This window comes from Methylobacterium phyllostachyos (genome assembly GCF_900103445.1).
GTDB classification, from domain to species: Bacteria; Pseudomonadota; Alphaproteobacteria; order Rhizobiales; family Beijerinckiaceae; genus Methylobacterium; species Methylobacterium phyllostachyos.
Genome location: NZ_FNHS01000018.1, coordinates 45,258 through 66,545, shown reverse-complemented (window position 1 = coordinate 66,545; position 21,288 = coordinate 45,258). Strand labels below are relative to the sequence as shown.

General features: G+C 70.7%; 20 protein-coding genes. 14 read left to right on the top strand and 6 right to left on the bottom strand.

Features of this window, described 5'->3' with window-relative positions:
* Window positions 1–21 precede the first annotated feature (21 nt).
* From BLQ49_RS24305 to BLQ49_RS29210, 7 genes are all read left to right on the top strand, one after another.
* Window positions 22–996 (top strand): ABC transporter substrate-binding protein, encoded by a 975-nt coding sequence (locus tag BLQ49_RS24305; protein WP_091720907.1) that lies wholly within the window; start codon window positions 22–24, stop codon window positions 994–996.
* Window positions 997–1,029: 33 nt separating this feature from the next.
* Window positions 1,030–2,046 (top strand): quinone oxidoreductase family protein, encoded by a 1,017-nt coding sequence (locus BLQ49_RS24300; protein WP_091720904.1) that lies wholly within the window; start codon window positions 1,030–1,032, stop codon window positions 2,044–2,046.
* A 190-nt stretch (window positions 2,047–2,236) separates the two neighbouring features.
* The gene (locus BLQ49_RS24295) at window positions 2,237–2,656 is read left to right on the top strand and encodes a PaaI family thioesterase (RefSeq protein WP_091720902.1); all 420 of its coding nucleotides are present in this window, start codon (window positions 2,237–2,239) and stop codon (window positions 2,654–2,656) included.
* Entirely contained in the window at window positions 2,653–3,465 is an 813-nt protein-coding gene (locus BLQ49_RS24290; protein ID WP_091720899.1) for a VOC family protein, read from the top strand. Before BLQ49_RS24295 ends, BLQ49_RS24290 begins: the two co-directional genes overlap by 4 nt.
* Entirely contained in the window at window positions 3,462–4,985 is a 1,524-nt protein-coding gene (locus BLQ49_RS24285) for a class I adenylate-forming enzyme family protein (protein ID WP_091720896.1), read from the top strand. Before BLQ49_RS24290 ends, BLQ49_RS24285 begins: the two co-directional genes overlap by 4 nt.
* Before the next feature lie 131 nt (window positions 4,986–5,116).
* Window positions 5,117–6,712 carry an ABC transporter substrate-binding protein gene (locus BLQ49_RS24280; RefSeq protein ID WP_091720894.1) on the top strand — a complete coding sequence of 532 codons (1,596 nt, stop codon included), beginning with the start codon at window positions 5,117–5,119 and terminating at the stop codon, window positions 6,710–6,712.
* 188 nt (window positions 6,713–6,900) lie between these two features.
* Window positions 6,901–7,227 carry a hypothetical protein gene (locus BLQ49_RS29210; RefSeq protein ID WP_143012313.1) on the top strand — a complete coding sequence of 109 codons (327 nt, stop codon included), beginning with the start codon at window positions 6,901–6,903 and terminating at the stop codon, window positions 7,225–7,227.
* On the opposite strand, the gene BLQ49_RS24270 is transcribed toward BLQ49_RS29210, so the two are convergent.
* Window positions 7,201–8,487, bottom strand: a complete 1,287-nt coding sequence (locus BLQ49_RS24270; protein ID WP_091720889.1) for a hydantoinase/carbamoylase family amidase — start codon at window positions 8,485–8,487, stop codon at window positions 7,201–7,203. The genes BLQ49_RS29210 and BLQ49_RS24270 overlap by 27 nt on opposite strands.
* A 134-nt stretch (window positions 8,488–8,621) precedes the next feature.
* Between BLQ49_RS24270 and BLQ49_RS24265 the strand changes: the two genes are divergently transcribed.
* Window positions 8,622–9,356, top strand: a complete 735-nt coding sequence (locus tag BLQ49_RS24265; RefSeq protein ID WP_091720886.1) for a maleate cis-trans isomerase family protein — start codon at window positions 8,622–8,624, stop codon at window positions 9,354–9,356.
* 10 nt (window positions 9,357–9,366) lie between these two features.
* Here the strand turns inward: BLQ49_RS24265 and BLQ49_RS24260 are convergent, their stop codons facing one another.
* The 5 genes from BLQ49_RS24260 to BLQ49_RS24240 are packed head-to-tail and all read right to left on the bottom strand — an operon-like array spanning window position 9,367 to window position 14,476.
* Window positions 9,367–10,125: an aspartate/glutamate racemase family protein gene (locus tag BLQ49_RS24260; RefSeq protein ID WP_091720884.1), complete on the bottom strand. Its 759-nt coding sequence runs from the start codon at window positions 10,123–10,125 to the stop codon at window positions 9,367–9,369.
* 4 nt (window positions 10,126–10,129) lie between these two features.
* Window positions 10,130–11,671: an amidohydrolase family protein gene (locus BLQ49_RS24255; protein ID WP_091720881.1), complete on the bottom strand. Its 1,542-nt coding sequence runs from the start codon at window positions 11,669–11,671 to the stop codon at window positions 10,130–10,132.
* Window positions 11,672–11,699: 28 nt separating this feature from the next.
* Complete coding sequence (locus tag BLQ49_RS24250) at window positions 11,700–12,491, bottom strand: ABC transporter ATP-binding protein (protein ID WP_091720878.1); 792 nt, start codon at window positions 12,489–12,491, stop codon at window positions 11,700–11,702.
* Window positions 12,481–13,407, bottom strand: coding sequence for an ABC transporter permease (locus BLQ49_RS24245; protein ID WP_091720876.1), 927 nt, complete (start codon window positions 13,405–13,407; stop codon window positions 12,481–12,483). The genes BLQ49_RS24250 and BLQ49_RS24245 overlap by 11 nt, the downstream gene beginning before the upstream one ends.
* Before the next feature lie 4 nt (window positions 13,408–13,411).
* On the bottom strand, window positions 13,412–14,476 hold the full coding sequence (locus BLQ49_RS24240) for an ABC transporter substrate-binding protein (protein WP_091720873.1): 1,065 nt from the start codon (window positions 14,474–14,476) through the stop codon (window positions 13,412–13,414).
* 473 nt (window positions 14,477–14,949) lie between these two features.
* Between BLQ49_RS24240 and BLQ49_RS24235 the strand changes: the two genes are divergently transcribed.
* The 6 genes from BLQ49_RS24235 to BLQ49_RS24210 are packed head-to-tail and all read left to right on the top strand — an operon-like array spanning window position 14,950 to window position 21,284.
* On the top strand, window positions 14,950–16,176 hold the full coding sequence (locus BLQ49_RS24235) for a transporter substrate-binding protein (protein ID WP_091720871.1): 1,227 nt from the start codon (window positions 14,950–14,952) through the stop codon (window positions 16,174–16,176).
* Window positions 16,169–17,788: an urea ABC transporter permease subunit UrtB gene (gene urtB / locus BLQ49_RS24230; RefSeq protein ID WP_091720869.1), complete on the top strand. Its 1,620-nt coding sequence runs from the start codon at window positions 16,169–16,171 to the stop codon at window positions 17,786–17,788. The genes BLQ49_RS24235 and urtB overlap by 8 nt, the downstream gene beginning before the upstream one ends.
* Before the next feature lie 8 nt (window positions 17,789–17,796).
* Window positions 17,797–18,885 carry an urea ABC transporter permease subunit UrtC gene (gene urtC, locus BLQ49_RS24225; RefSeq protein WP_244507745.1) on the top strand — a complete coding sequence of 363 codons (1,089 nt, stop codon included), beginning with the start codon at window positions 17,797–17,799 and terminating at the stop codon, window positions 18,883–18,885.
* Entirely contained in the window at window positions 18,882–19,592 is a 711-nt protein-coding gene (locus tag BLQ49_RS24220; protein WP_091720865.1) for an ATP-binding cassette domain-containing protein, read from the top strand. Before urtC ends, BLQ49_RS24220 begins: the two co-directional genes overlap by 4 nt.
* On the top strand, window positions 19,589–20,302 hold the full coding sequence (urtE, locus tag BLQ49_RS24215) for an urea ABC transporter ATP-binding subunit UrtE (protein WP_091720863.1): 714 nt from the start codon (window positions 19,589–19,591) through the stop codon (window positions 20,300–20,302). The genes BLQ49_RS24220 and urtE overlap by 4 nt, the downstream gene beginning before the upstream one ends.
* Window positions 20,303–20,321: 19 nt before the next feature.
* Complete coding sequence (locus BLQ49_RS24210) at window positions 20,322–21,284, top strand: acetamidase/formamidase family protein (protein WP_208859115.1); 963 nt, start codon at window positions 20,322–20,324, stop codon at window positions 21,282–21,284.
* Window positions 21,285–21,288 lie beyond the last annotated feature (4 nt).

Below are 21,288 nucleotides of genomic sequence, written 5' to 3'. Positions count from 1 at the left end.
CCCGACGACCCGGAGAACGCCTTGAAACGGATCCTCCTCGCCGCCGCGCTCTGCGCCCTCGGCCTGCCCGGCCTCGCGCACGCCGAGACGGTGCGCATCGGCTACTGGAGCTCCGGCATCAGCCTCGGCTTCGGCGCCGTGCTGGAGGCCGGCAAGTTCATGGAGAAGGAGGGGCTGACGGCCGAGTACGTCAAGTTCCCGGACGTGAACGCGCCCACCAAGGCGATGGCCGCCGGGGCGATCGATTTCGCGATCGCGGCGAGCGCGGGAACGGCGCTGAGCGTCACCGCCGACGGCCTGCCGATGAGCATTGTCCTGGCGACCCAGGTGGCCGACCTCGACTTCGTCGTCCCTGAGGACTCGCCGATCAAGACCATGGCCGACCTGAAGGGCAAGAAGATCGGCACCTCGCCGGCCGGCAGCGGCACCGCCGCCATCGCGGCCGCGATCCTGGAGACCAATCACGGCCTCAAGCCCGCGGATTACCAGGCGGTGCCCGGCAACGACTCGCGGCTCGCGCAATTCCTCGTCCAGAAGGACATCGACGCGGCGGCCCTGCGCACCGTGACCCTGGCGCTCCTGCCGGACGTCAAGCTGCGCCGCCTCGGCACCTTCCGCGCGGAGTGGAAGCAGCTCACCCGGCAGGACGCGCCGCCGATCCTCGGCGTCGGCCTGATGCGCAACGCCTGGATGACGCAGAATCCGGATGCCCCCGCCAAGGTCGTCGCCGCGATGCGCAAGGCCTACGCCTACGGCCAGACCGACAAGCCCGGCGTGGCCAAGATCCTGAAGGCCGCCGCGAACCTGAGCGATGCCGACGCCGCAGCCTATGCGGGCCTCTGGGACGGCATCTACACGGTCAGCCTGGAGCCTGCCGACATCGCCTCGCTAAAGCGGGAGTTCGAGGTCTTCAAGGCGGTCGGCGTCGTCCAGGGCAGCCTGCCGGACGCGGCCCTGGTTCCCGGCCCCTACGAGCGGTCGAAATCGATCCCGTAGCCCTCCCCCGATCGAGAGAAGAAGGTTTTCACGATGGCTGAGACCATGAAGGCGCTGGTGCTGGAGGCGCACGGCGACATCGACACGCTGAAGGTGGTGAACGACTATCCGAAGCCGTCCCCCGGCGCGGGCGAGGTTCTGATCCGGGTCGGCGCGTCCTCGTTCAACTACCACGACGTGTTCACCGTGAAGGGCATGCCCGGCATCAAGGTGCCGATGCCAGTGGTGATCGGACTCGACATGGCCGGGCAGGTCGTCGCGCTGGGCGAGGGCGTCACGGAGTGGCAGGTCGGCGACCGGGTGCTGGTCAACCCGCTCAACAAGGCCAAGGGCCTGATGGGCGAGATGCTCGACGGCGGCATGGCCGAGTATTGCCGCGTCTCGACGAGCCAGCTCATCGCGATGCCGCCGGACGTGAGCTACGCGGACGCCGCCTCGTTGCCGGTGGCCTACGGCACGGCCCACCGGATGCTGATCACCCACAACACCGTGAAGGCCGGCGACAAGGTCCTGATCCTCGGCGCCAGTGGCGGCGTCGGGACGGGCTGCGTGATGCTGGCCAAGCAGCTCGGCGCCGAGGTGATCGCCTGCGCGGGCAGTGCGGAGAAGATGGCGGCGCTGACGGCGCTCGGGGCCGATCACGTGGTCAATTACCGCGAGACCGACTTCTCCAAGTGGGCGATCCAGCAATACGGCAAGCCGCAGCGCCGGACCTACGAGGGCGGCGTCGACGTGGTGATCAACTTCACCGGCGGCGACACCTGGGTGCCCTCGCTCAAGTGCCTGAAGCGCGGCGGCACGCTGCTGGTCTGCGGCGCGACCGCGGGGCACGATCCCAAGGAGGATCTCCGCTACATCTGGAGCTTCGAGCTCAAGGTGATCGGCTCGAACAGCTTCTATGACGACGACCTGTCGGCCCTGATGGACATGATCCAGGCCGGCACGCTGAAGCCGACCATCGACAAGGTCCTGCCCCTCGAAGAGGCCGCCGAGGGCCTGCGGATGATCCGCGACCGCGAGGTCATGGGCAAGATCGTCGTCACGCCCTGAAGCCCGGCCGAAGGCGCGCCTTCGGCTGCGGTACCGCCGCCTCACTGAGGTGCTTTCCCCTCCCCCTTGTGGGGAGGGGCCAGGGGTGGGGGTGGCGCAGAAGGCACCGCAGCCCTCGATCCTGCGCCACCCCCACCTCCAACTCCTCCCCACAAGGGGGAGGAGACCTTAATCAGGAGAGTCCGAAGCCATGTCCGACACCCCCCTCAGCAAGGAGCAGGTCGAGGCGCTGCTGCTGCGCGGCCCGTTCCACCAATGGCTCGGCCTCTCGGTCGTCTCGGTCGGCGAGGGCACGATCGAGCTGAAGGCGACGTGGCGGCCGGAATGGGTCGTCAACGCCGAGCGCGGCTACGTGCACGGCGGCATCCTGGCGACGCTGGTCGATCTCACCGCCGACTGGGCGCTGGTCTCCAAGACCGGCCGCGGCGTCCCCACCGTGGACCTGCGGGTCGATTACCACCGCGCGGCGATGCAGGGCGATCTCACCTGCCGCGGCACGGTGGTGAAGTTCGGCAACCAGCTCTCGGTGGCCGAGGCGCAGATCCTCGACGACGCCGGGCGCCTGCTCGCGAGCGGCCGCGGCGTCTACATGACCGCGCCGGCGAAATGACCGGGCCGCATCCCGCCGCCCCGGCGGACGGGACCCTCGACCACGTGGTGGTCAACGTGCTCCGCCGGATGGACGAAGCGGCGGATCTGTTCGCCGCCCTCGGCTTCCAGCTGACGCCCCGTGGCCACCACTCGCTCGGCTCCATCAACCACCTGATGATGACGGCGGGCCCCTACCTGGAACTCGTCGGTGTGCCCGAGACCGGTCCGCAGCGGCAGGACGTTCTGGACAGCCCGTTCGGGCTGAACGGGCTCGTGGTGGCGAGCCGGGACGCCGACGCGACCCAGGGCCGCCTCGCTGCGGCGGGCCTGGCGGCCGGACCGCCCGTCGCCTTTTCGCGCCCGGTGACGGTCGACGGCCGGGAGGACGAGGCCCGGTTCCGGACGGTGCGGGTGCCGGCCCACCTGTTTCCGGCGGGGCGCCTCTACCATTGCGAGCACCTGACCCCGGATCTCGTCTGGCGGCCCGAATGGCTCGATCATCCGAACGGCTTTTCGGGGATCGACGCGCTGACGATCGAGAGCCCGACACCGGAGGCCGACGCCGCCCTCTACGCGGCCGCCTGCGGCGCGTCGGCCGAGGGCGCGGACACGGGCTGGACCATCCAGCTGGGGGACACGCGGATCGCGCTCGTGCCGGGGCCGGACGCCCGCTTCGCCGCCCTGGCCCTGCGCTTCCAACGCCTCGACGCCCTTGAAGCCCGCGCGTCCGCCCTCCCGGAGGCGGCCTGGGTCCGGCACGGGCCGGACAAGGCCACGCTGACGCTGCCGGCCTTCGATCTTCGTCTCCCCTGCAGGGCGGCTCCATGACACGCACGGCCACGGGTGCGACCAATCTCGGCGATCTCGTCGACCGGTCCGGGCCACCGGACCGGCCGCTGATCATCGGCGTCAGCCCCGATGCTGAGCCCACGGTGATGACCCGGGCTGGCCTCGACGCGACGGCCGACGCCTTCGCCCGTGGCCTGCTGCGCGGCGGGATCGCCCGCGGCGAGCGGATCGCGATCCTCTCGGCCAACCGGCCCGACACGATCGCGGCCCTGCTCGGCGCGATGCGGGCCGGCGTCGTCCCGGTTCCGGTCAATCACAAGTTCCCGCCGGCCACGATCGCCGCCGTGCTCGCCGATTGCGGCGCCCGGCTCGTGCTCTGCGACGGCCCGCGCCGGGCGATGCTGGCGGCGCTCGGCCCCGAGGTCCGGGTCGCCGGGTTCGATGAGGACGGCCCGGAGGGCTTCGCGGCCTGGCTCGATCCCGGGCCCTTCGCGCCGATCGTGCCCGCGCCCGACGAGGCGGCGCTGTTCCTCTACACCTCTGGTTCCACGGGCCGGCCGAAGGGCGTGCGGCTGAGCCATGCCAGCCACCTCTGGGTGGCCCGGACCCGCGCCGCGGAGACGGATCTGCGCGACGACCGGCTGCTCGTGGCGGCGCCGCTCTACCACATGAACGCCCTGGCCCTGGCGCTCCTCGTCTGCGCCGCTGGCGCCACGATGGTGCTGCTGCCGCAATTCGAGGCGCGGGCCTACATCGCGGCCATCGACCGGCACCGCTGCACCTGGCTCACCGCCGTGCCGCCGATGATCGCCATGATGCTGCGGGAGCGGGATCTCCTGGCGAAGGCCGACCTCACCGGCGTGCGCACGGTGCGGATGGGCTCGGCGCCGGTCAACGACGCGCTCGCCCGTCAGATCCGCGCGCTGCTGCCGAACGCCCGCATCCTCAACGCCTACGGCACCACCGAGGGCGGCCCCGTTGTGTTCGGCGTTCATCCGGATGGCCTGCCGACGCCGGTCGCTTCGGTCGGCGCGCCGCATCCCCAGGTCGTACTGCGCCTCGTCGGGCCGGACGCGCCCGAGATGGGCGTCCTGCAGATGCGCAGCCCCGCGATCATGCTCGGCTACCACAACCGGCCGGACGTACCCGTGCCGATCACGGCGGACGGGTTCTACGACACCGGCGACGTGTTCCGTCGCGACGCAGACGGGTTCTACACTTTCCTGGGCCGGACCGACGACATGTTCGTCTCGGGCGGCGAAAACATCTTCCCCGGCGAGGTCGAGCTGGTGCTGGAGCGCCACCAAGCGGTGCTCCAGGCCTGCGTGGTGCCGGTGGAGGATGCGATCAAGGGCACCAAACCCGTCGCCTTCGTGGTCCGCCGCCCCGGCGCCGCCGTCGACGAGGCCGCCCTCAAGGAGCACGCGCTCGCCCACGCGCCGGCCTACCAGCATCCGCGCCGGGTCTGGTTCGTCGAGGCGCTGCCGCTCGCCTCGACCGGCAAGATCGACCGCGCGGCCCTGCGCCGGCGCGCCGAGGAGGCGGTCGGCACCCCCTGACAGACGGCGGGAACAGACCTTGCAGGTTGCGCTCCGATTGGATGCGCGCCCGCAGAAGTCGGCCTCGCCAAGCAAGCCGCCCGGCGCATCCGTCCCTTCCCGCCTGACCCGGAAAGCCAGGAGTGACCCCCATGCTGCGACGAACCTTCCTCGGCGGCGCCTCCGCCGCGGCCGCCGCGCCGTTCCTGCCGGTGCGCCCGGCCCTGGCCCAGGGTGACCGAGCGCGCGTCCTGCGCTTCGTGCCGCAATCCGATTTGACCATCGTCGATCCCGTGACGACCACGGCCTACATCACGCGCAACCACGCGCTCATGGTGTTCGATCAACTCTACGGCCTGGACGCGCAGCTCACGCCGCAGCCGCAGATGGTCGAAGGCCACACGGTCGAGGATGACGGGAAGCGCTGGACCTTCCGCCTGCGCGACGGCCTCAAGTTCCACGACGGCGAGCCGGTGCGGGGCCGCGACTGCATCGCGTCGATCCGGCGCTGGGCGCAACGCGACAGCCTCGGGCAGGCCCTGATGGCGCGCACCGACGCCCTGGAGGCGCCGGACGACCGGACCTTCGTCATCCGGTTGAAGCGGCCCTACGGGCTGATGCTGGAGACCCTGGCGAAGCTCGGTCCGCCGGTCCTCGTCATCATGCCCGAGCGCCTTGCCGCCATCGACCCGGCCCAGCAGATCCCCGAGGTGATCGGCTCCGGCCCGTTCCGCTTCAACACCAAGGAGCGCCTCGTCGGCGCCCGCGTGGTCTACGACCGCAACCCGGATTACCGGCCCCGGGAGGACGGCGCCGTGTCTTGGGTGGCGGGGCCGAAGCGCGTCCATTTCGACCGCGTCGAGTGGCAGGTCATGCCGGATCCCGGCACCGCGGCCGCCGCCCTCCAGAACGGCGAGGTCGACTGGTGGGAGAACCCGATCAGCGATCTCGTGCCGACGCTCCAGGCCAGCCCGGAGATCACCACGCAGCTTGCCTCGACGCTCGGCAACCTGGGCACCGGCGTCATGAACCACCTCTATCCGCCCTTCGACAATCCCGCGATCCGGCGCGTGGTCTTGGAGGCCCTGTCGCAGGCGGACTTCATGGGGGCAGCCGCGGGCGACGATCCCAAGCTGTGGCGCAAGGATGTCGGCCTGTTCACGCCGGGGACCGCGATGGCCAACGATGCGGGCCTGTCCGTCCTGACCGGACCGCGCGATCTGGCGAAGGCGAAGCGCGACCTCGTGGCGGCCGGCTACAAGGGCGAGCGCGTCGTGCTCATGTCGACGAGCGAGAATCCCGTGCTCGGTGCCCTCGGCGAGGTCATGAACGACCTGCTGCGGCGCCTCGGGATGAACGTGCAGTACGTCGTCTCCGACTGGGGCACGCTGGTGACGCGCCGTGCCAGCAAGGCGCCCCCCGATCAGGGCGGCTGGAACATCTTCAACACGACCTGGACCGGCCTCGACATGTCCAACCCGGTGGTGGAGCAGGTGCTGCGTTGCGGCGGTGAAAAGGGGTTCTTCGGCTGGCCGAACCTGCCCGAGCTGGAGAGCCTGCGCGAGGCCTGGATCGAGGCGCCGGATCAGGCGGCGCGCAAAGCGGTCGCGGCCCGGATGCAGACCCTTGCGATGCGCGACGTGCCGTACCTGCCGACCGGCCAGTACTTCTACCGGACGGCATTCCGCCGCGACCTTCGGGACGTGGTCGAGGGGCAGTTCGTCTTCTGGAACGCCCGGCGCGCCTGACCAGGAGGCTCGTCCCTTTCATGCAGCGCGTCGGTAGGGCTCGGACATCGATCCCTGGGGGGCATGGGGATGCCCGTGGCGGCGCACGCCGCCCGGGCACGCCTGAAGTAGCCCGGCCGGGTTCCTCCGTATGACGGTAGGCTCCATGCCGCCGGCTCTTGCGACGCTGGGGTGGTCGCGACCGAAGGGTGATCCGGGCGCTGGACGGCGCCGGCCCGTCGATGGTCAACGCGGTGCTGGCCGGGCTCGTGACGCCGCCGGCCAGGACTGCGCTGCGGCGAGGGCTCGCACAGATGGTAGCCCGGCACCATGAAGTGCCGGCCGCGATGCCCGATCTCGCGGACCTCGTCCGGATCGGTGAAGCCCCGGTCGCGCAGGACCGCGCCACCTTCCCAGCTGCGACTGTGCTTCGGCTTGATCCGGCCTGCGCGACGTCCGCTTGGCGGATATTGCTCAGCGAACTGATCGACCGGCGTATTTCAAGACTTTCAGCCGCCGCAAGTCTCCTGCACTAGCCAAACCGTGAGGATCGCGACAGTCTCGAGGAGATCGTCGATCGCCATAGCCTCGCGGGGGTTGTGGCTTCCATGGGCGTTGCGCACGAACAGCATGGCCATCGGTACCCCGGCCCTGGCGAAGGCGGCCGCGTCGTGGGAGGCCGGGCTGCCGAGGGACCGGGTCGGCGTGCCGAGCGCCTCCGCGGCCGCCGCGAGCCCGTCGCGGATCCTGGGGCAGACCGTGCCGACGCCAGCCTCGGCGCGGGCGCCCAGCGCCACCGTGACGCCCCGGCGCTCCGAGACGCCTTTGACGGCTGCCAGGAACGCCGCCTCCAGTTCCGCCAGCACTTCGGGCGCGTAGGCCCGCATGTCGAGGCTGAACCGGAACGCGCCGGGAACGGTGGTCAGGCCATGGACCGCGGCGTCGGTGTGGAACCGGCCGAAGGTGATGGCCATCGGGCAGCCCGCCGCCTCGCGCTCAGCCCAGACCCGATCGAGGGTCAGGGCGATCTCGGCACCCGCCATGGCGGCGTCGCAACGGAAGCGGCGGGGGGTGCCGACATGGTCGTGGCGCCCCACGATCTGGACGTCGGGATAGCGGATGTTGCCGGGGATCCCGGTGCAGAGGCCGACCGGGATTCCGGCCTCCTCCAGGCTGGGCGCCTGCTCGATATGCACCTCCAGGAAGGCATGGATCGCGGCAGCGTCGAGGGCGAGCGGGCCGCGGCGCAGCGCGTCCGGGTCGCCGCCTTCCCGGGCGATGTGTGCGGCGAGGCTGAGGCCGCTGTCGATCCTGGCCCCGTCGAGCGCTCCGTCTGGCAGGGTTCCGAGCGCCGCCCGGCTTCCGACGTAGGAGACCTGAAACCAGACGCTCTCCTCGGCGCGGATCGCCATGACGGTGATGTCGCGCGCCGGGCTCAATCCCATCGCGCGGAGCGCCGCGACGGCGGTGAGCCCCGCGACCACCCCGGCTGCCCCGTCGAAGTTGCCGCCCTGAGCCACGGTGTCGAGGTGGGAGCCGATCAGGAGCGGCGGCAGGCTCCGGTCCCGGCCTGGCAGTGTCATCAGGGTGTTGGCCGCGGCATCCCGGTGGATCGCGAGGCCGAGAGCGTCGGCGCAGCGCGCCACCACGGCGTGGGCGGCACTCTCCTCCGGGCTGTAGGAGGCCCGCGTGAACCCGGGATCCGTCCGGCCACAGCGGGCGAGGTCTTCGAACAGGGCCTTCACCCGGTCGCGTTGCCTGTGAACCGCCGTGCCGATCGCCGATACCCCGTCCATCCCGACGCTCCCAATGGGCGGGCTGAACGACCCGCATCGGCACCACCCTGCCACGTCCGTGCCATACGCGCCGGAACGATCCTTGCCACGGCACGGCGGGGCTCGCGCCGGGCCGCAACCGAGAGAGGGTCTCGATGGTAGACACGCGGCAGACGGTCAGGCTCGGGATGCTGACGCCGTCCTCGAACAGCGTCCTCGAACCGATGACGGCGCGCCTGCTGGCCGGGCAGCCTGGGATCACAGCCCATTTCGCGCGCCTGCGCGTGACGCAGATCGGCCTGTCGAGCGCCGCCCTCGGCCAGTTCGATCAGGCACCGATGCTGGCTGCCGCCGAGCTGCTGGCCGATGCCCGGATCGCGGCGATCCTGTGGAACGGGACGGCGGGCGCCTGGCTCGGCTTCGCGAACGATGAAGCCCTGTCCGCGGCGATCACGCAGCGGACCGGCGTGCCCGCTTCGACCTCGGCGCTCGCCTTCCGCGACCTGTTCCGCCGGCGCGGGATCAGGCGTGTCGGGTTGGTGACGCCTTATACGGGAGACGTCCAGGCGCGAATCCAGGCGAACTGGCAGGCTGACGGACTCGACTGCTCGGCCGAGCGGCACCTCGGCCGATCGGAGAATTTCGCCTTCGCGGAAGCCGAAGAAACCGAGATCGCCGCGATGGTGCGCGCCGTCGCGGCCGAGGGCGCGGAGGCCGCCGCCATCGTCTGCACCAACCTCGCGGGGGCCGCCCTCGCGCCCGCGCTCGAGGCGGAACTCGGGATCCCGGTCTACGATTCCGTGGCGGTCAGTCTCTGGAAGGCGATGGACCTCGCCGGCTTGGACACCGCGGCGATCACCGGCTGGGGCAGCGTGTTTGCGCCGGGTTGAGCAATCCGCCTTAGAGATCGTCGGCGTCACGCCGCTCGATCCGCCGCCGCAGGGCCGGTGCCAGCCCGGTGGCGGGCTTGGCCGGGGGCCGGGCAAAGCGGCCCGCCCGCGGCGGCTGCGCTCCGAGCCGGACCAGCGCCTGCGCCTGACCGAGGGCGGCCGCCAGCGGGTCGATCAGCGGTACCGGCACCGCATCGCCGACCCGGAGGGCGAGGCCGGTGAGCGGGGCCCCGGCCAGGATCACCGCGTCGGCCCCGTCCTCGGTGACCGCCCGGTTGGCCAGGGTGACGATCTCGGCCTCCAACTCGTGCTGGACCTCCGTGACCGAGCGGAAGCCCGCCGCCACCGCCCGGACGCAGGCGCAGCGGCCCAACAGGCCGGCGAGGGCGACCGCATCCTCGTACCAGGGTAACAATGTGCCCGAGAAGGTCACGAGGCCGAAGCGCTGGCCGAGCTGACAGGCGGTGAGCATCGCCGCCTCGGCCATGCCGACAACGGGCAGATCGAACAGCTCCCGCGCCGCGATCAATCCGGGATCGCCGAAGGCCGCGATCACGGCGGCGTCGTAGCCGGCCTGGTGCTCGGCCAGGATCTCCAGCACCGCGGACCCCGCGAGCTGCGCCTCCGCGCGGCTCGCGATGTAGGGCAGGCCCCGGGCCGCCGTGACCGCGGTGAGCGCCGCGTCGGGAGCGAGCGAGGCCGCCGCGGCCGCCTCCATCCGCGCCGTCATGGCCGCCGAGGTGTTCGGGTTGACGAGGAGGAGCCGCACGCCGTCAGACGCGCGAACTCGGGCGGTAGAACGGCTCGTGACGCGACGGGTCGATATAGTCGGCGTAGAAGCGGCGGGCATGGGGCAGCAGCGCCTTCGAGAGCTGGCGCCGCTCGACCTCGTCGTCAGAGAGCGCCCGCGACAGGTCGTCGTGGAGCGCCTTCAGGGCGGCGTCCTTGTCGACCCGGGTGAAGCGCCCGTCGGCGTAGAGCACCTCGCCCTCGCACAGCACCGTGGTGACGCCGCCGGTCTTGGCCCGCTGGATCACCGCGTCGAGGAGCGGCGTCTCCGGGTCGAGATACGGGTAGGCGATCTGGTTCCAGTCGAGCAGGACGAGGTCGGCGCCCTTGCCGACTTCGATCGTGCCCAGGCTGTCGCCGTAGGGGGTGGTGCGGGCGCCGCCGACCGTGGCCATCCGCAGTACCTGCGCCATGCCGGGCACGTCGGCCTCGTCCATGCCGGGCACCCGGTGGGCGCGCAGCACGAGACGCATCTCCTGAAGCATGTCGCGGTCGTCGTTGATGCCGGCCTCGTCGAGGCCGATCGCCGTGTTGATCCCCTTCGCCTCGAAGCGGTTCAGCGCCGCCACGCCGGAGCGCAGCCGGAAGTTCGACGAGCAGTTGTGGCAGATGCAGGTGCCGGTCGCCGCGACCCGGTCGATGTCGGCTTCGTTGAGCCAGACGCCGTGGCCGAGCGTCAGGCGGGGCCCGAGCATGCCGAACCGATCGAGATATTCGAGCGCGGTGCCGCCGCCGCGCTTCTCGGCATAGGCCTTCTGGTAGGCGGTCTCGACGAGGTGCATGTGCATCGGCACGTCGTAGGATTCGGAGAGCCCCGCCAAGCCTTCGAGGGCCGCGTCCGAGCACCAGTGCAGGTTGGCGGGCGCGAGCTGGATCTTGGCCCGGCTGGCGCCTTCCTGTCCGCTGTGCAGGCTGCGGAACAGGGAGAAATTGTCCTCCAGGGACATCTGGAAGCGCTCGAACCAGCGCTTCATCGGGTCCTGCAGCGGCGCCGGCAGGCTCGCCACGAAGTCCATGTCGGCCTGGTAGACGAGGCGGTTCTGGTCGCGGACCGCGAAGCAGTACGAGACCCGCATGCCGATGTCGCGATAGGCGCGCAGCACCTCGTTGGAGCGCGCCTCCACCTCCTCCAGGCTGCCGGGCATCCAGCCGTGGATGTGCTGGACCGTGGTGATCCCGGATCCGACCATCTCGAAGGCCGAATACAGGGTGTCGAGATAGAGGTTCAGGTTGCGCGCCACCATGCGGGTGACGAACCACAGTTCCAGCGGCATGTCGGGGGAGCCGAGCTGCACCGGCGTCAGGCCGACATGGTGGTGGCCGTTGACGAAGCCCGGCAGCAGGATCTCCCGGCCGGAGCCGATCACGGGGGCGTCGGGGTAGCGGGCATGCAGGTCCGCATAGGTGCCGACCGCCGCGATGATCCCGTCCGTCTGCAGCACCGCGCCGTCGGCGATCTCCTCCCAGCGATCGTGATCGAGGGTACGGGTGATCATCCGCCGGCTGCGGATCAGCGATGTGGCCATGGTTGGGTCCGTCTTGATTGGGAAAGGGTCAGACGAGCGCTTCCTGCTCGGCGAAGGCCCGGTCGACCTCGTCGCGCAGAAGCTCGGTGAGATGCCGCCGCATCGCCTCGGCCTCGGGGGAGAACGGGTCGCGCGGGCGGGCAAGGTCGTTGCGCACGATCGTCTTGATCCGCCCCGGCCTCGCGGTGAACACCACCACCCGGTCGGCGAGCGCCACCGCCTCGTCGATGTGGTGGGTCACGAAAAGCACCGAGGCGCCGCTGTCGCGCCAGACATCGAGCAGGAAGTCCTGCATCTTCTGGCGGGTCTGGACGTCGAGCGCCGCAAAGGGCTCGTCCATCAGCAGCACCTTCGGGCGCATGGCGAGCGCCCGGGCCACCGCCACGCGCTGGCGCATGCCGCCCGACAGCTCGTCGGGCCGCTTGTCGAAGGCTTCGGCGAGGCCGACCCGCTGGAGCGCCGTGCGGGCGATGCTCCGGCGCTCGGCCTCCGGCACGCCCTTCAGCGACAGCCCGAAGCTGACGTTCTGCCAGACGCTGAGCCAGGGCAGCAGCGAGGTCTCCTGGAAGATCAGGCTGCGCTCCGGCGACGGGCCAGTGACCGGTGTGCCGAAGGCCAGGAGTTCGCCCCCGGAGGCGGGTTCGAGCCCGGCGATCAGGTAGAGCAGCGTGCTCTTCCCGCAGCCCGAGGGTCCGAGGAACACCACGAACTCGCCGGGCTGCACGGTCAGGTCGATGTCGCGCAGGGCCTCGTGGGCGCGGGCGGTGCCGGCCGACCAGACCTTGGCGACGCCGTGGCAGGAGACGGCTTCAGAGACCAAGGGAGGACCCCGCGTCGCGTGGCAGCCAGTACAGCATCCGCCGCTGGACCAGACGGAACAGCAGGTCGAAGGCGAAGCCGAGCAGGCCGATCAGCGTGATGGTGAAGAAGACCAGCGACGGGTTGAAGGTATTGCGCGCCAGCATGATCACCTGGCCGAGCCCGTAGCCGACGCCGGTCGCCTCGGCGACGAGCACCACCATCCAGGCGCCGAACAGGTTGAGGCGGAGCACCGCAAGCAGCCCCGGCAGGATCGCCGGCACGATCACCCGCGCGTAGATCTGGCGCTTCGACGCCCCCATGGTCCGGGCGACGTTGATGTAGTTCCGGTTGACCCCGTCGATCTGGTGGATGGTCGAGAGGACCATCGTGAAGAACAGGGCGATGAACACCATGAAGATCGCCGGGGCGTTGCCGATCCCGAACATGAAGATCGCCACCGGCAGCCACGCGATCGGCGAGACCGGCGCCAGCAGCGTGATGGTCGGCAGCGTCAGCCGCTCCACCAGCACGACGTAGCGGATCGCCACGCCCACCAGGATCGACAGGGTGGCGGCCAGGGCGAGGCCCGCCAGGACCCGACCCGTGGAGGCGAGGACCGTGATCAACACCGCCATGGCGGGGCTCGGGCCCGCGTTCATCCCGGTGCCGATCTGCCAGCGCTGGGCGGTGTTGAAGAAGCGCGCCTGCTCGGCGAGGTTGCCGAGGAAGATGTGCGGCGGCGGCAGGAGCTTGGCGTCGGCGATGCCGAACGCCCAGAGCAGCTCCCAGAGGCCGGCGAAGCAGCCGACCGAGACCAGCATCCAGCCGGTCCGTTGCAGGAGCGGGACGAAGCCGTCGGGCAGCGCGAGGCGCTGACCGAACGGGAGGCGCGGCCGGACGTGCGGGACGGCGGCGCGCGCGAGATCGACGGCCATCCGCTCAGGCCGACTTCAGCTTGAGCTTGCCGTAAAGGTCCGGGTTCTCGGCGATGACCTGTTCCAGGAGGGTCCAGTCGATCGCGTCGCGGCCGGGCTTCTTCTTGATGTAGCCCATCTCGGCGACGGAATCGGTCCGGTCGAGGATGAACTGCGTCTGGTTGCGGGCGTCCACCACCGAGGGCTGCCGGCCCATGGCGAGCTGAGCGTTGCTCATCGAGGTCTTGTAGTAGGAGCCGACGAGCTTGTTCAGGGCGGCCTGGGGGTCGCTCTCGGCCAGGGCCTGCGCCTTCATCATCCCCTTGATCAGGGCCTTTACCGCAGCCGGGTTCTTGGCGATCAGCTCGTCGCGCACGGCCAGCACGCAATCGGTGTAGCCCTTGCCGTAGATGTCGGTGCCGTCGGAGAGCTTCACCGCGCCCTTCACGTCGGTGAGCAGCGCCGTGCCGTAGGGCTCGATCGTCGAGATGATGTCGAGCGCCCCGGCGCGGAACGCCTCCACGGCCTCCGGGGTCGAGCCCATGTAGCGGACCGTGATGTCCTTGAAGGCGACGCCGTTCTTCTTCAGCCAATCGTAGGGCAGGACCTCGAGCGTATCGAGCTGGAAGGTGCCGAGCGTCTTGCCCTTCAGCTTATCCGGGCTGTCGAGCCCGGGCTGGGCCACCAGCACGCAGCCCTCGATGCCGCCGCCGGCCACGATCTTCACCGGGGCACCCGCATCGTAGAGCGCCATGAAGCTCGTATAGGGCATCACGCCGGCATCGACTTGGCCCATCCCGAGGAAGGTGACCTGATCCGAGAAGGTCGGGGTGTTCACGAAGTCGATCGTCAGCCCGTCATCCTTGGCGAGCTGCATCGCCTCGGCCAGGAAGAAGTTCAGGTTGCAGAAGCCGGTCCCGTGGGTCGCCCGGATGCCGGTGGCCGCCGCGGCCCGGCCGATCATGCCGGGACCCACCGCGACGGTGAGCGCGGCGGCGGTGCCGCCGAGGAAGCGCCTGCGGCTGGGCTTGAACTGTGAGAAGTCGGGCGTGAACTTGGGAACGCGGTAGTCGCCGTGACGGTCGCACATGGCGGCTCTCCTCAGGAGGCGGATGGCGGAGACTTTCGGGCGGTGCGTGTCGGCTTGCGGCCGGACGCGCGAAGATCTTGGGCTCGGGACAGGGCCGAAGCGGTCGAAGAGATCCGGTCTCCCGGCACCTCAGGGTTTCGACGGCACGCCAACCTGGAGCCGCCGCCCAGGGCGACGCTGCGCTGGCGGCAACGTCACAAGAAGCGTGCCAGCTGTGGTGCGCGGTTCGGTCGGGCGGCGTTCGCGGCTCAGACCCACGCAGGTCGTGCCAAGCGGCGCTGACCCAAGGCAAACGACAGGCGCGCACGTATTCGAAGCGTCAATTTTGACGTTTTCCACTGAAAGCGGCCCACTGCGCGAACAAGTGCTGCCAATACGCGCAAGGCCCACGCGGACCTGCAGTCTCTTTGACCTTTCCGTCTCCTGGACGGCGGCCGACAATCGGTTCGTCCTTCACAGGAGCTTCGGGTCCGATGACAGTTCTCACGCGGCGAAGCTTCGTCGGCACGGCGGCGCTGCTGGCAGCCCCCGCCCTCATCCGGCCAGCCGCTGCGGCCGACACCGTCAAGCTCGGCTGCCTGTTCTCGTCGTCGGGCACGATGGCCAATCTCGAGGGCCGGCTGAACCACGTGGTCCGCATGGCCGCCGACGCGATCAACGGGCGCGGCGGCGTCAACGGCCGCCAGATCGAGGTCGTGACCTCCGATCCCGCCTCGGACTGGCCGCTCTACGCGCAGATCGGACGGCAGATGCTCCAGCAGGAGAAGGTCGCGGCCCTGTTCGGCTGCTGGACCTCCGTGTCGCGCAAGTCGGTGCTGCCGGTGGTCGAGCAGAATGACGGGCTGCTGTTCTACCCGCTCCACTTCGAGGGTGACGAGAACTCCAAGAACGTCGTCTACGTGAATTCGCCGCCCGCGAGTTCCGTGCTGCCGGCGGTCGATTACCTGATGGGCCCGGACGGGGTCGGCGCGAAGCGCTTCTTCATGATCGGCTCGGATTATGTCTGGCCGCGCACGATCAACAAGCAGCTGAAGGGCTACTGGACAAGCAAGGGCATCCCGGAGACCGCGTGGCGCGAGGAATACGTGCCGTTCGGCTTCTCGAACTTCCAGACGCTGGTGAATCAGGTCCGCAGCTTCGCCAGCCAGCCCGGCGGCCAGCCGATCGTGGTGCTCACCGTCGTGGGCTCCTCGATCCCCGACTTCCTGCGCGAGTTCGCCAACCAGGGCATCAGCGCCACCGACGTGCCGATCCTCGGCCTCGACATGGTGGAGGCCGACCTCGAAGGGCTCGATACCGGAAAGCTCGTCGGCCACCTCAACTGCTGGGCCTATCTTCAGGCCGCCAAGGGCGAGCGGAACCAGAAATTCCTCGCCGACTGGGCCGCCTACGTGAAGGCCAAGAACGTCCCGTTCAGCGCCGACACGGTGATCGACCCGATGGTCTCGGCCTATGACAGCGTCAACCTCTGGGCGCTCGCCGCCGCCAAGGCCGGCTCCTTCGCGGTGCCGGAGGTACGCAAGGCTTTCGCGGGGCTGAGCTTCGACGATCCGTCCGGCTACACGCTCACCATGACGGGGGAGAACAATTACGTCTCCCGCGGCGTGTTCATCGGCTCGGTCAACGAGAAGCGCGGCTTCGACGTGCTCTGGCAATCCCCGAACGCCCCCGCGCCGGTCCCGTTCAGCCCCTATGGCTGAGCTGCTCCGCGCGCTCCTGGCCCTCTGCTGTCTCGCACTGCTGGCGGTCCCGGCCTGCGCCGCGCCCCTCGACCGGACGCGCTTCGCGGCGGATCTGTGCGGGGATGGCGCTGCGCAGGTCCGCGCGGCCGAGGGCCTTGTGCAGGTCGGCGGCGACCTGCCGGCGGACGATCTCACCTTCGCTGGCGGCCTCCTCGGCGCGCTGGCCGAGCGCCGCCTGTCCTGCCCGGCGGACGGCACCCTCCTGCTCGACCGGCCCGGCGCGCCGGAGGGTCATGACGCGCTCACCGGCGCGGTGCGGCCGGCCCCGAAGGCGCGCGCGCCGGTTCTTGGCCTTCGCCAGCGCGCCGCCGTCGAGACCGCGCGGGGCATTATCGCCCTGCTGACCGGCCCGGATCCCGCCGCCCGCAGTGCCGGGCTGGCGGTCGTGGAGCGCCGCATCGCCACCGTTCCGGCAGCCGTGCTCGACCGGGCGCGGGATACGGAGACGGATGCGGCCCTCAAAGCGACGATCACCGGCCTCGCCCAGGCGGCCGCCCTGTCGTCGCCCGATCCGGCCCGACGCCGGGCGGCGATCGCCGCCGTGGCGGCCAGTCCCTCGGGGACCGCGCAGGCACGGCTCGCGGCCCTCAAGGGCGACCCCGCCTACGCCTCCGATCCGGCCTTCCGGGCGGCGCTCGATGCGGGGCTCGCGCAGGTCTCCCGGGCTGTGGCGATCGGCGACGGGCTCGCGGTCGTCTACAATGGCCTGAGCTTCGCCAGCATCCTGTTCATGGCGGCGGCCGGGCTCGCGATCATCTTCGGGCTGATGGGCGTGATCAACCTCGCCCAGGGCGAGTTCATCATGCTCGGCGCCTACGCCACCTACGGCGTGCAGGAGGCCTTCCGCCGCTTCGCCCCCGGCCTGCTCGACTTCTACCTGGTGGCGGCAATCCCGGTGGCTTTCGGGGCGGTCGCCCTGGTGGGGATCGTGGTCGAGACGCTGATCCTGCGCCACCTCTACCGGCGGCCGCTCATGAGCCTGCTGGCCACCTGGGCGGTGAGCCTGTTCCTGGTGAACCTCGTGCGCGTGACGGTCGGCACGCAGAACCTGCAATTCGTCATGCCGGCCTATGTCAGCGGTGGGGTCCCGCTCTACGCCGACTTCGTCGTGACCTGGAACCGCCTGTTCGCCATCGCCTTCGCGGTCGCGACCCTGGTGGTGACCCTGCTGATCCTGCGCCGCACCCCGCTCGGCCTCGACATCCGCGCAGTGACCCAGAACCGCGACATGGCGGCCTGCCTCGGCCTGCCGACCCGCCGGATCGACCGCCTCGCCTTCGGGCTGGGCTCCGGCCTCGCGGGGCTCGCCGGTGTGGCGCTGTGCCCGATCTACAGCGTCAATCCCGGCATGGGCTCGGGCTTCATCGTCGACAGCTTCATGGTCGTGGTGCTGGGCGGCGTCGGCAGCCTCGTCGGGACCCTGGTGGCGGCCCTCGGGGTCGGCGGCGCCAATGTGCTGATCGAGCCGATCTCGGGCGCGGTCGCCGCCAAGGTGATCGTGCTGGTCGGCATCATCCTGTTCCTGCAGCGCCGGCCCGAGGGGCTGTTCGCGGTGCGGCGGCGGCGATGAGCGGCGGGATGCCGACCACTCTTGCGACTCCTGCCGGACCCGCCCGCCGCGCCGTGCGCGACCCTCTGGTCGCCGGGCTCGTCGGGCTCTGCCTCGCCGCCGCGGCGGCTCTCGTGGTGGCGCCACCCGCCCCGTACCTCGTCAATGCGCTCGGCCAGCTCGCCGCCTTCGCGATCCTGGCCGTCTCCCTCGATCTGGTCTGGGGCTATCTCGGCATCCTCAGCCTGGGGCACGGGCTGTTCTTCGCCATCGGCGGCTATGTCTGCGCCATGCACCTGCTGGCCCAGGGCGTGGCCGCTACCGGCGTGCTGCCGGACTTCGTGCAGTTCATGGGCTGGACGCGCCTGCCGGCCTACTGGACCGGCCTCGACCACGCGGCTTACGCCCTCGTGCTGGCCCTGGCGGTCGCCGGCCTCGTGGCCTTCGTGTTCGGGTTCGCCTCGTTCCGCTCGCGGGTCAACGGCGTCTATTTCTCGATCATCAGCCAGGCGCTCGTCTACGTCTCGATGCTGCTGATGTATCGCAACGATACCGGGCTCGGCGGCAACAACGGCATGACCGGCTTCCCGCTGCTGTTCGGCTGGCCGATGGGCTCCCCCGGGGTGGTCACCGGGCTGGCGGTCGCCGCCCTCCTGACGCTGGCGGGGGTGCTCACAGGCACGCGGCTCCTCGTCGGCAGCGCGATCGGCCGGCGGATGCTCGCCTGCCGCGACGACGAGACCCGCCTGCGCACGCTGGGCTACAGCACCACCCGGCTCAAGCTCGGGATCTGGTGCCTCTCGGCGATGATCGCGGCGCTGGCCGGCATCCTCTACGTGCCGCAGGTCGGCATCATCAACCCGCGGGTGCTGGCGCCCGACCTCTCCATCGAGATCGCCGTCTGGGTGGCGATCGGCGGCCTGGGGCGGCTCGGCGGGGCGGTGATCGGCGCGATCCTGGTCAACGGCCTGAAGTTCTGGCTCAGCGCCGCGATGCCGGAGGCGTGGCCCTTCATCCTGTCCGGGCTGGTGCTGCTCGTGGTGCTGGTCCTGCCGAACGGGCTCCTCGACCTCGTGGGCTGGCGCCCGCGCCCGACCTGGCTGCGGGGCGCCCCATGACCGCCCTCGTGGTCGACGCCCTCACTGTCGCCTTCGGCCGGTTCACGGCGCTGGATTGCGTCTCGCTCGCGGTCGATCCCGGCGAGGTGCGGGCGGTGATCGGCCCGAACGGCGCCGGCAAGACCACGCTGCTCGACGTGATCTCCGGGATCACCAAGCCGGTCTCCGGGCGGGTGATGCTGGGCGATCATGTCGATCTCACCAAGCGCTCGGAGGCCGAGATCGCGAAGGCCGGCGTGCGGCGGAAGTTCCAGGAGCCCAGCGTCTTCCCGGCCCTCACCGTGCGAGAGAATCTGGAGATCGGCTGCGGTCCCGCGCTGCCAGCCCGCGACCGCCCGGCCCGCATCGCCGCACTCCTCTGCGAGATCGGCCTCGGAGCCCGGGCGGAGGTGCCGGCCGGCCGCCTCGCGCATGGCGAGAAGCAGTGGCTGGAGATCGGCATGGTGCTGGCCGCCGAGCCCGCGCTGCTCCTCCTCGACGAGCCCGTGGCTGGGCTTTCCGACACCGAGACCGCCCAGACCGCCGCGCTGATCCGGGCCCTGCGCCGGCCCGACCGGGCGATCCTGGTGATCGAGCACGACATGGCCTTCGTCGAGGCCGTCGCCGACCGGGTGACGGTGCTGCACGAGGGGCGGACCCTCTACGAGGGCAGCATGGCGGGCGCGCGGGCCGATGCTCGGGTGATCGAGGTGTTCCTCGGCCGATGACGCATACGCCCGCACCCGCGCGCCTCGCCGTCGAGGGGCTCGATCAGCATTACGGCAGCGCGCAGGTGCTGCGCGGCATCGCCCTCGCGGTTGAGCCGGGGGCCTGCCTCTCCGTGCTTGGCCGCAACGGCGCCGGCAAGACCACGCTCCTGCGCTGCCTCACCGGCCTGATCCCGGAGAGCCGCGGCCGGATCGCCCTCGACGCGACAGACTTGACGCGCCTGACGTCCGATCGGCGCGCCCGCTCGGGTCTCGCCTACGTGCCGCAGGGGCGCGAGATCTTTTCGGATCTGACGGTCGCCGAGAATCTGCGGGTCGCGGCCCGGGCGCACGGGCTGGAGCGGACGGACGCGGTCGAGGAGGCCGTCGCCCTGTTTCCCGCGCTGCGCGGCCTCTGGCACAGGCCGGGGGGCAACCTCTCGGGCGGGCAGCAGCAGCAGCTCGCCATCGCACGGGCGCTGGCGACGCGGCCCCGCGCCCTGCTGCTCGACGAGCCGACCGAAGGCATCCAGCCTTCGATCGTCGCCGCCATCGAGGCGGTGATCGCCGGGCTGAAGGGCCGGATCACCGTGCTCCTCGTGGAGCAGTATCTCGATTTCGCCCTCCGGGTCGCCGACACGGTGGTGGTGCTGTCGCGCGGCAGCGTCGTCGCGCGCGGTGATCCCGGGACGTTGAGCCACGAAGCCCTGACCCGTCACATCGCCATCTGACATCCGCGAAGGAGACGCCGTGCCCACGCATCACGAGATCCCCGCCACGCCCGACACAATGGTGCTCGGCTATTTCGATGCCGCCCTGCCGCCGGTGCTGACCGTGCAATCGGGCGACACCGTCACCCTGCACTCGCATCCGGCGGGCGGGCGCGAGTCGCTCCATCCCGATCCGGCCCGGGTCCCGGCCGACCTGCTCCACGCCCTCGACACGCTGGAGCGCGGCCCCGGCCCACACTTCGTCACCGGCCCCGTCCACGTGGCGGGCGCCGAGCCCGGCGACATGCTGCAGGTGGACATCCTCGACCTGAAGTTCCGCCTCGATTGGGGTTTCGTCGCGATCCTGCCACTGCTCGGCACCCTGCCGGACGAGTTCACCGATTACGAGACCGTCCACGCCGACATCGACACCGCACGCGGCGTCTGCCGCCTGCCCTGGGGCACGGAGCTACCGCTCGATCCGTTCTTCGGCATCCTGGGCACCGCCCCGCCGGCCAGCTGGGGCCGGGTCGGCACGCCGGTGCCCCGGGCGTTCGGCGGCAACATGGACAACAAGGAGATGCGCGTCGGCACGACCCTCTACCTGCCGGTGTTCAACGCCGGCGGCGGCTTCTACGCGGGCGACGGCCACGGCGTGCAGGGCGACGGCGAGGTCTGCATCACGGCGCTGGAGACCGGGCTGACCGGCACGTTCCGACTCACCGTGCGCAAGGACCTCCCGGGCGCGTGGCCCTTCGCCGAGACGCCCACCGACCTGATGTCGATCGGCCTCCACGAGAGCCTCGACGAGGCGATGCGCCAGGCCGTGCGCGAGATGGTTCGCCTCGTCTGCGCCCGGACCAACCTGACCCGCAACCAAGCCTACATGCTGTGCTCGCTCGCCGGAAACCTGCGGATCACCCAGACGGTCGATGGCAACAAGGGCGTGCATATGCTCATGCCCAAAGCGGCCCTCGAGTCTGCGGCGTCTGGCTCCGTCTGAGTCC

Bases quoted from the DNA above. Each gene is read 5' to 3' on its own strand.
- BLQ49_RS24300 (WP_091720904.1), top strand. From the start codon at position 1,030: ATGGCTGAGACCATGAAGGCGCTGGTGCTGGAGGCGCACGGCGACATC.
- BLQ49_RS24295 (WP_091720902.1), top strand. From the start codon at position 2,237: ATGTCCGACACCCCCCTCAGCAAGGAGCAGGTCGAGGCGCTGCTGCTG.
- BLQ49_RS24290 (WP_091720899.1), top strand. From the start codon at position 2,653: ATGACCGGGCCGCATCCCGCCGCCCCGGCGGACGGGACCCTCGACCAC.
- BLQ49_RS24285 (WP_091720896.1), top strand. From the start codon at position 3,462: ATGACACGCACGGCCACGGGTGCGACCAATCTCGGCGATCTCGTCGAC.
- BLQ49_RS24280 (WP_091720894.1), top strand. From the start codon at position 5,117: ATGCTGCGACGAACCTTCCTCGGCGGCGCCTCCGCCGCGGCCGCCGCG.
- BLQ49_RS24270 (WP_091720889.1), bottom strand. From the start codon at position 8,487: ATGGACGGGGTATCGGCGATCGGCACGGCGGTTCACAGGCAACGCGAC.
- BLQ49_RS24265 (WP_091720886.1), top strand. From the start codon at position 8,622: ATGGTAGACACGCGGCAGACGGTCAGGCTCGGGATGCTGACGCCGTCC.
- BLQ49_RS24255 (WP_091720881.1), bottom strand. From the start codon at position 11,671: ATGGCCACATCGCTGATCCGCAGCCGGCGGATGATCACCCGTACCCTC.
- BLQ49_RS24245 (WP_091720876.1), bottom strand. From the start codon at position 13,407: ATGGCCGTCGATCTCGCGCGCGCCGCCGTCCCGCACGTCCGGCCGCGC.
- BLQ49_RS24240 (WP_091720873.1), bottom strand. From the start codon at position 14,476: ATGTGCGACCGTCACGGCGACTACCGCGTTCCCAAGTTCACGCCCGAC.
- BLQ49_RS24235 (WP_091720871.1), top strand. From the start codon at position 14,950: ATGACAGTTCTCACGCGGCGAAGCTTCGTCGGCACGGCGGCGCTGCTG.
- urtB (WP_091720869.1), top strand. From the start codon at position 16,169: ATGGCTGAGCTGCTCCGCGCGCTCCTGGCCCTCTGCTGTCTCGCACTG.
- urtC (WP_244507745.1), top strand. From the start codon at position 17,797: ATGCCGACCACTCTTGCGACTCCTGCCGGACCCGCCCGCCGCGCCGTG.
- BLQ49_RS24220 (WP_091720865.1), top strand. From the start codon at position 18,882: ATGACCGCCCTCGTGGTCGACGCCCTCACTGTCGCCTTCGGCCGGTTC.
- urtE (WP_091720863.1), top strand. From the start codon at position 19,589: ATGACGCATACGCCCGCACCCGCGCGCCTCGCCGTCGAGGGGCTCGAT.